Annotated in this window: 4 protein-coding genes and 1 pseudogene; 4 read left to right on the top strand and 1 reads right to left on the bottom strand. The window is 44.3% G+C overall.

From position 1 onward, the window contains the following. Positions 1-132: 132 nt before the first annotated feature. A pseudogene (locus DEU29_RS12915) lies at positions 133-282 on the bottom strand (transposase); the annotation flags it as partial. A 308-nt stretch (positions 283-590) separates the two neighbouring features. On the opposite strand from DEU29_RS12915, the gene DEU29_RS12910 reads away from it, so the two are divergent. The 4 genes from DEU29_RS12910 to DEU29_RS12890 all read left to right on the top strand — a co-directional run bounded on the left by DEU29_RS12910 (position 591) and on the right by DEU29_RS12890 (position 7,686). Further along, the gene (locus tag DEU29_RS12910; protein WP_133540738.1) at positions 591-3,296 is read left to right on the top strand and encodes a TonB-dependent receptor; all 2,706 of its coding nucleotides are present in this window, start codon (positions 591-593) and stop codon (positions 3,294-3,296) included. A 66-nt stretch (positions 3,297-3,362) separates the two neighbouring features. Next, the gene (locus DEU29_RS12905) at positions 3,363-4,094 is read left to right on the top strand and encodes a membrane protein (RefSeq protein ID WP_006956236.1); all 732 of its coding nucleotides are present in this window, start codon (positions 3,363-3,365) and stop codon (positions 4,092-4,094) included. Continuing rightward, positions 4,091-5,737, top strand: a complete 1,647-nt coding sequence (locus DEU29_RS12900; protein ID WP_100690642.1) for a PepSY domain-containing protein — start codon at positions 4,091-4,093, stop codon at positions 5,735-5,737. The genes DEU29_RS12905 and DEU29_RS12900 overlap by 4 nt, the downstream gene beginning before the upstream one ends. A 659-nt stretch (positions 5,738-6,396) precedes the next feature. Next, entirely contained in the window at positions 6,397-7,686 is a 1,290-nt protein-coding gene (locus tag DEU29_RS12890) for a TolC family protein (RefSeq protein WP_243734603.1), read from the top strand.

The raw sequence follows: 7,686 nt of genomic DNA, 5'->3' as shown, positions 1-7,686 counted from the left end.
TCGGCAATCCGAACAGTGATTTCGGAAAAAGGCTAAAAGTGATCGGATAAAACCGAAACAGGTGATCGGTTTAAACCGAAATGGGTGATCGGATTGAACCGAAATGAGTGTTCGGATTCATCCGAAACATGCATTCACTTCCATTCCGGCGTATTTACTACGCCAGTTATAAAACGTGCCGCTGGAAATGCCCATGCGACGACAAATTTCGTCAACTTTTGCGCCGGCCTCATGCTCTTTGATGGCCTTGATGATTTGCTCTTCGCTGTAACGTTTTTTCATATCGAGATCTCCACTTGACCCATTTTAATGGAAATCTCATCGATTTCATGGTCCTATTTTTGGGGGAGAGGTCACTAGCTATCTTGAAGAGCTTATTTTAAAAGATTATTGATACATGAGGACAACTTAAAGTTGAATATACAACCTCTATAAGCTTTGCTATTAAAGGGTTTTTTATACAACTTTAATCGTTTTTAGCTTGACTAAAATCCTAAGGTTTCTATTCTGAAGGTTGTATAAACAACTTAGATGGCAGTACGAAGTCTAATCGGAAAGTAAAATAATTATAATTTAATCGAGGTGACAAAATGCAAAAGTTACTTAAGTCTGCTGTCGCTATAGGCGTATCTGCGGCACTCTTTAATACAACAACCGTTTGGGCTCAGTCAGGGCCTGGTGATACTGAAGCCGAAAACGTTGAGAAAATCACGGTGACCGGTTCGCGAATTCAGCGAATCGAAGCCGAAAGTGCTGCTCCTGTTCAGGTTTTTACGGCGGAAGATATTGAAGTATCGGGAATGACCTCGGTAGAAATGATTTTACAGAGAATGTCAGCCTCCGCTGGTTTTGCTGGCAGTCAGAGCAATGCTTATTGGACAGGTAATGGCTATGGTACCGCTCAAGTTAATTTGCGTGGACTGGGCATTAACCGAACACTTGTGCTTCTGAATGGCCGCCGTGTTGTAAATGGTGGGACCGGTGCTAATAGTTCAGTCGACTTAAATATGATACCTGTCGAAATGATCCAACGTATCGAAGTACTGAAAGACGGCGCTTCAGCGATATACGGTGCGGATGCTGTAGCAGGTGTGGTCAACATCATCACTCGTAAAAGTTATGACGGCTTTACTATAGAAGGGCGCTTGGGCTCGACAGATGACGGTGAGGGCCAAGATCGTAAAGTTAACATGATCTTTGGCGCCAGCAGCGACAAAGGTCGCATAATGGCGACTCTAGGCTACCGTTCTTCCGATGAGGTCAATATGGCTGATCAAGCCGGCTGTGCTTTGGGTGAATTAACACCAGGCCAACTGGATTGCTTCGGGAGCTCAAGTACCATTGGGGGTAGAGCAACCATATTGACGGGGCCAAATGCTGGCGAACGGATTAATTTCAGTCAAGATGCGGACGGTAACGGGGACTTTTATGAACCCTACAGCTCTGAAAAACACAACTTTGCATTTTTTCCTTACCTAAATTCGGTTAACCCAATTACAAACTGGAATTTCTCCGCTTTCGGGGATTATCAACTGTCGCCAGATACGACGGTATTTACTGAAGTTTTATACAACAATCGAACATCCGATCAATTAGCGACACCCGGAACATTAAGAGGTATTGAGTTTGATGCCAGCCACCCAACAAACCCAACGGGTGAAACAATTCGACTTGAAGGTCGTCGCTTATTAGAAGGTGGACCAAGAACGTTCTTTCAAGATGTTAATACGTTCAGAACGGTCGTCGGCATGAATGGTGTTATTGGCTCAGGTTGGAACTGGGAAGTTGCTTATAACTATGGCCGTAATACAGCCATTGACGGCATGACCAATATAGTCAACATGCAGCGTCTATCTGCGGGTTTAGATCCGAATACTTGTGGCTCCAACGGCATTCCTTGTATTGACTTGCTGGGGTACGGTGACCTGTCTCAAGAAGCTTTGGACTACATTATGTTTCGGACGACTGACAATGGTGGTAATGAGCAGCGTTCATTGACAGCAAATATTTCCGGAGACTTATTCGAAATGCCTTCTGGATGGGTTCCTGTCGCTTTTGGTGTTGAACACCGTAAAGAGAAAGGTTGGCGAAACCCGGACTCATCAATTGTCGCTGGTATTATGAATACTAACCAAGCAGATCCTATTGAGGGAAGCTATACGGTCGATGAGGTGTATGGTGAAACTTCGTTACCTTTATTAGCTGACTTACCGTTGGTTCAATCTTTAAACTTAGATTTAGCATACCGTTATAGTGACTATGACACCTTTGGTAGTGATGGGAACTACAAAGCGAGTGTTCACTGGCGTGTATCTGATGCGTTGAAAGTGCGTGCGACTCAGTCAACTGCTTTTCGGATCCCGAACATACCTGAACTCTTTGGTGGTGTTGCTGAAGGAAACCTGACAACAACGGATCCGTGTGACGGATGGGATCAAGCCGGTGCTAATCCAACTGTGGCGGCAAATTGCCAAGCAGATGGTGTCCCTGCAGGGTATGAACAATTTGGTGCAACCGTTCTTACCACTGTTGGCGGGAACCCTGATTTAAAACCGGAAGACGCAGATACTTTCACTGCTGGTTTCGTATGGGATATCGGCTCAGCGGACAATTTACAATTGACGGTTGATTACTACGATATTGATATTGAGAATGCTATCCAAAGAATTCCCGGTTCAACGAAGCTGTCTGTCTGCTATAACTCAGAAAATCTATCGCACCCATTTTGCAGTCCGGAGCATTTCACGAGAGATTCTTTAACTGGCGATATTAACTTTTTGTCTGCTCAACCCACCAATGCCGCAACTGAAAATGTGTCGGGTATTGATACGGCTTTGTTTTATAACACCGAGCTGCTGGGTTGGAAAAGTGACTTCAGTTGGAATGTCAGTTACCTAAATGAGTATACATTTGCGCCTTTCGTTGGTGCGGATGAAATTGAATATGCCGGGTACATTACTGGTGGCAGAGGAAGCTATACGCACTGGCGTTCAAACGCTTCGGGAACCTTTATGAAACAGGACTGGCGTGTACATTACTCCGTCCAGTACATTGGACCTGCCGATGACATTAATGCTGCTCCGGGAGATATTGGAGCCCGAGCCCCCAGTGTTTTCTATCATAACGTGCAGGGAACTTATTTCGTAAATTCAAAACTGAGCGTGACTGGCGGTGTTAATAACCTTTTTGACAAAGAACCGCCTTATATTCAAAGTTGGACGGACGCCAATACTGACACTATGACATATGACTTGTTAGGCCGTCAGTTATATCTGAAGGTACGTTACAGCTTTTAAAGACTAGACTGGCTGTCGCTTTTCCCTGGGAGCGGCAGCTTTTTTTTATTAAATTTGAGGTAGGGTATGACTCAAAAGAAACGCTCCAGTAGCTGGCGAGTTTGGCATCGTTGGCTATCTTTGATTTTTGGCCTGCAAATGGTTATTTGGACAATCAGTGGCGCTTACATGGTGTTCTTCGATTTGGATTATATTCATGGTGATCACTTAGTTCAGGATATAAGCCAGCCAATACCGAAAGGTGTTGAAATATCAAGCTTAAATGACCTGTTGAGCCGCTATCCAGAAACACGAAAAACGTCGTTAAAAAGCGTATGGCTGAATCAGAAGTTACAGCCGGTGTATAAAATAGAGAGTAACGAGGGAGCGTTTTTAGTTAATGCGGAGTCGCTGCAGCGTATTGATATAACCGAACAACACATTAAAGAGTTAGCGAATCAATATTACACGAAGGATCCCGACGCTATTGAATCGGTCGTTTACATGACTGATAACCCACCAACAGAAGTGAGTGGTGCTTTGTTACCGATTTGGCAGGTAAATTATGACGATTTCGGTAATACCAGTCTGTATTTATCTGAAACGACCGGGGAGCTTTTGGTAAAGCGACATACGTTTTGGCGGGGGTTTGATATCGCCTGGATGTTACACATAATGGACTACGACGAGCGTGTGGATATCGAGACCTGGTGGTTAAAGGGCTTTATTATCGGTACGTTTATTTTAATGATAACGGGCACTGTCCTGCTTTTTTATACGATTACGTTTAAGAGAAAATCGACTGGGGGTGCTCAATGATAAGGTTTATGCAATGGCTTCATCGTTGGGTGAGTTTGGTTTTAGTGATTCAAGTCGCTTTGTGGCTAGTGAGTGGGTTATTTTTTAGCTTAACCGGACATCACGGAATGTCAGGCCACCAATATATGGTCTCAAAAAACTCTGAACCCCCACTTAAAAAAATAGCGCCTCAAATCGATGTTACTGAAATGCATCAACGATTCCCCTTAGCTCACTCCATTGAACTGGTCAGTGTTGCCGGGGTAGGTCAGTATCAGGTGTCTCTGCCAGATGGACGTTTGCTTTACTTCAACGCAGATACCGGTGAACGGTGGTCTACGGACCAAGCTTTGGCGACTCAGCTAGCGCTGAATAGCTACAATGGACCGGGCCAGGTTGAAAGGGTTGAAAGAGTCAAGGGAAGCGATGAAGTGAATGGCTGGAATGCCTCAGGATTCCGCATTGATATCGAGGATGATCTTAATACCCGAATATATATCGATGAAGCGTCATCCCGGGTTGTGGAACATCGTAATACGCCATGGACAATCGCTGACTGGGCGTTTCGTCTGCACTTTATGGATTACACGGGCGGTCGAAGTTTTAATCATCTATTGATATGGAGTGCTGGATTATTCGCTCTTTGGTTTTCATTATCCGGTTTAATTCTCTTAGGCCGAAATATTACTAACGGTGACTTTAATCCAAAACGTAAGAAAACGTGGCTAGAATATTTTCAGCAGAAAGGGCAACCAATTGCGAGTAATTGTGGCGGAGGCGGTACCTGTGGGTTATGTAAAGTGACACTGCAAGGCAGCAATATACCCAGCCCGAAAGCAGCTGATAAAGCGTTATTGAGCGCCAACGAATTAGAAGCAGGAACGCGCCTATCTTGTCAACACAGAACGTCATCCAATTATGACGTTAAGCTGCATAATGCCGGAGTCGATGATATTGCTTTAACACTTGATTCAAAGCGGCAACTTACTCCATCCATTATGGAGCTTACTTTTGTAAGTTCAGACCCCGTTAGTTATGAAGCCGGGCAATTTATGCAGTTCCGTATTCCACATATAAACGAAATATTGTCACGGCATTACTCGGTTGCTACGCGGCCTCACCCGACTCAGTTTGTATTTAACATAAGGCAGCTGCCATCGCCAAGTGAAGGGATTCCCCCGGGTATCGGCTCAAACTACCTATGTAATCTGGAGGCTGGTGCGCGTGTCGATGCTGTAGGACCATTTGGTGACTTTCAGCTGACGAAACAAAATAGTCACACGCAAGTCTTTATCGGAGGCGGCGCAGGTGTTGCACCGTTAAGATCGTTAATACAAAGTGAATTAGCAGCAGATTCTCCTCGTCGTTGCATATTCTTTTACGGTGCTCGATATGAAAAGGAACTCTGTTATAGAAACGAGTTTGAAAGAGAAGAGCGGTTAACTTATATACCTGTTCTTTCTGAGAGCGCCAAGTCGGATGACTGGACTGGACCAACTGGCTTTGTGCACGAAACCGCAATGAAGTGGTTGGCCGGCAAAAACAAAGAAACATTAGATATTTACGTGTGTGGTCCTCCGCCGATGCTAGAAGCAACGTTAAAGTCTCTTGCTGACTTTGGTATTCCGCGAGAACGCATAAAGTTCGATGACTTTGGTATTTAGACTTTAAAATCGCCTAAGTTAGTCGTAAATCTGGGTGGTGATATAGTAGTCGTATCGCCACCTGGATTGACTACCTCGCAATGAGTACCTCTTTTAATTGATTGATCCTTATCAGCAAAAAGATATATACTTCAAGCATGTTTTTACAGCAGAACTTCGCATGTATCGTTTAATCATTGCTCTATTGCTATTAGCAGTAACAACAATGTCATTTTCACAAACTATCAGTACGGAAGAGGCCTGTATGCACGATTCTACTGAGCAGGTTTGTGATCTTGCTGATTGCGAAGTGTCGCACTCTCTTACCGATAATTGTTGCTCTGATTCAATGATGCGACATTGTTACAGTCCGTCAATTACTGTCGTTTATTCTGAGCAATCGACGGTTCCGCCTGTTGATAAGCTGCTTTTTAACGCAACCTCATTCTTAGATACGAATATTAAAGAAAAACACTCACTCTCGCTTTTCCGCCCCCCAATCCACTCTTAAAAATACGGGATTTCTCGATCCTGGCGCGTCTATCGCTCAGGTAAAAGCACAGCTATAAGCTTTGGTTCGCTCATTGTTGTTACGACGCCGATCGTCGTCCTCGTTACGCTCTGATTCATAGCTTGGTCTGTGTTGAATCTAAAAATTCACAGTTTTTGAGAGTAACAATATGAAACTTTTAAGAAGAATGGCTTATTTAGGTGTTCTGACTGCAGTAGTGCCAAATGTTGTTAGTGCACAAGAGCCACTTTTGAATTTGCAAGAAGCAGTGAGTATCGCTGTACAAGAAGATCCTTGGTTAACGGCAAGTAAGCAAACCCAAGAGGCATTCGCGAGTGAAGCGATAGCCTCTTCCAGTTTGCCTGACCCTAAAATATCATTCACGGCTGCCAGTTTCCCTGTTGACAGTTTTAGTTCAAGACAGGAAGGGATGACCCAGTTAGTCGTCGGTGTTTCACAAGCATTTCCCAGAGGAGACACTTTATCGTTGTCTCGTAAGCAGAAAAACCAATTAGCTCAAAAACAACCGCTTTTGAGAGCGGATCGCATTGCTAAAGTCAAAACAACGGTCACTAAGTTGTGGTTAGATGTCTTTTTCTCTCAGCAAAGTATCCGCTTGATTGAATCGGATAGAGCGCTTTTTGAACAGTTAGTGTCAACCGCTAAGGCGAGTTATACCAGTACCGAGGGAAAAGCACGGCAGCAAGATGTTATTAGAGCCCAACTTGAACTTACACGCCTGGATGATCGGTTGACATTACTGCGACAAAAAGAGGAGCGACTTCAAAGCGAACTGTCGGAATGGATAGGTGTTATAGCGAAATCAAGGTTACCGGATGACCTTCCGAGTCTTACGCTGAAGAAGACATTGCTATCACCTTCGACAATACCGAAACAAGCCTTGTACGAATTGATAAAAGAACACCCGGTTTTGCAAGCGACCGATCAAGACATTTTGGCGTCGGAGACGTCTGTCGAGCTCGCTCAGCAAGGTTATAAACCGCAATGGTCAGCCAATCTGAAATATGGCCATAGAAACGACGATCCAAGCGGCAATGACCGTGCCAACTTGCTGTCAGCCGGGGTTACGTTCGATGTCCCTTTATTTACTGATAACAAACAGGATAAGCAGGTACGCTCAGCAAAGTTTAAAACGGAAGCAAAAAAAACTGAGAAGTTATTGGTTGCCAGGCAGTTAATAGCCAATTTACGCAGTACGTTTTTACAACTGAACCGTTTGAATGAACGTGCTGCCCTATATCACGAAGAGCTACTTCCACAAATGTCCGCCCAGTCTGAAGCCGCATTGACTGCCTACAACAATGATGATGGCGACTTTGCCGAGGCGGTACGGTCACAGATTGCGGAAGTCAACGCAAAAATTGATGCATTAGCAATCGCCATCAACCGCCAAAAATTGATTGCCAAAGCAAACTACTTATTACTTTCAGGAGTGTAA

This window comes from Idiomarina aquatica (genome assembly GCF_004362895.1).
Taxonomy (GTDB): Bacteria; Pseudomonadota; Gammaproteobacteria; order Enterobacterales; family Alteromonadaceae; genus Idiomarina.
This window is presented reverse-complemented; position numbering and strand designations above follow the sequence as displayed.

Excerpts from the sequence above, each read along its gene's own strand:
- DEU29_RS12910 (WP_133540738.1), top strand. The coding sequence starts at position 591 with ATGCAAAAGTTACTTAAGTCTGCTGTCGCTATAGGCGTATCTGCGGCA.
- DEU29_RS12905 (WP_006956236.1), top strand. The coding sequence starts at position 3,363 with ATGACTCAAAAGAAACGCTCCAGTAGCTGGCGAGTTTGGCATCGTTGG.
- DEU29_RS12900 (WP_100690642.1), top strand. The coding sequence starts at position 4,091 with ATGATAAGGTTTATGCAATGGCTTCATCGTTGGGTGAGTTTGGTTTTA.
- DEU29_RS12890 (WP_243734603.1), top strand. The coding sequence starts at position 6,397 with ATGAAACTTTTAAGAAGAATGGCTTATTTAGGTGTTCTGACTGCAGTA.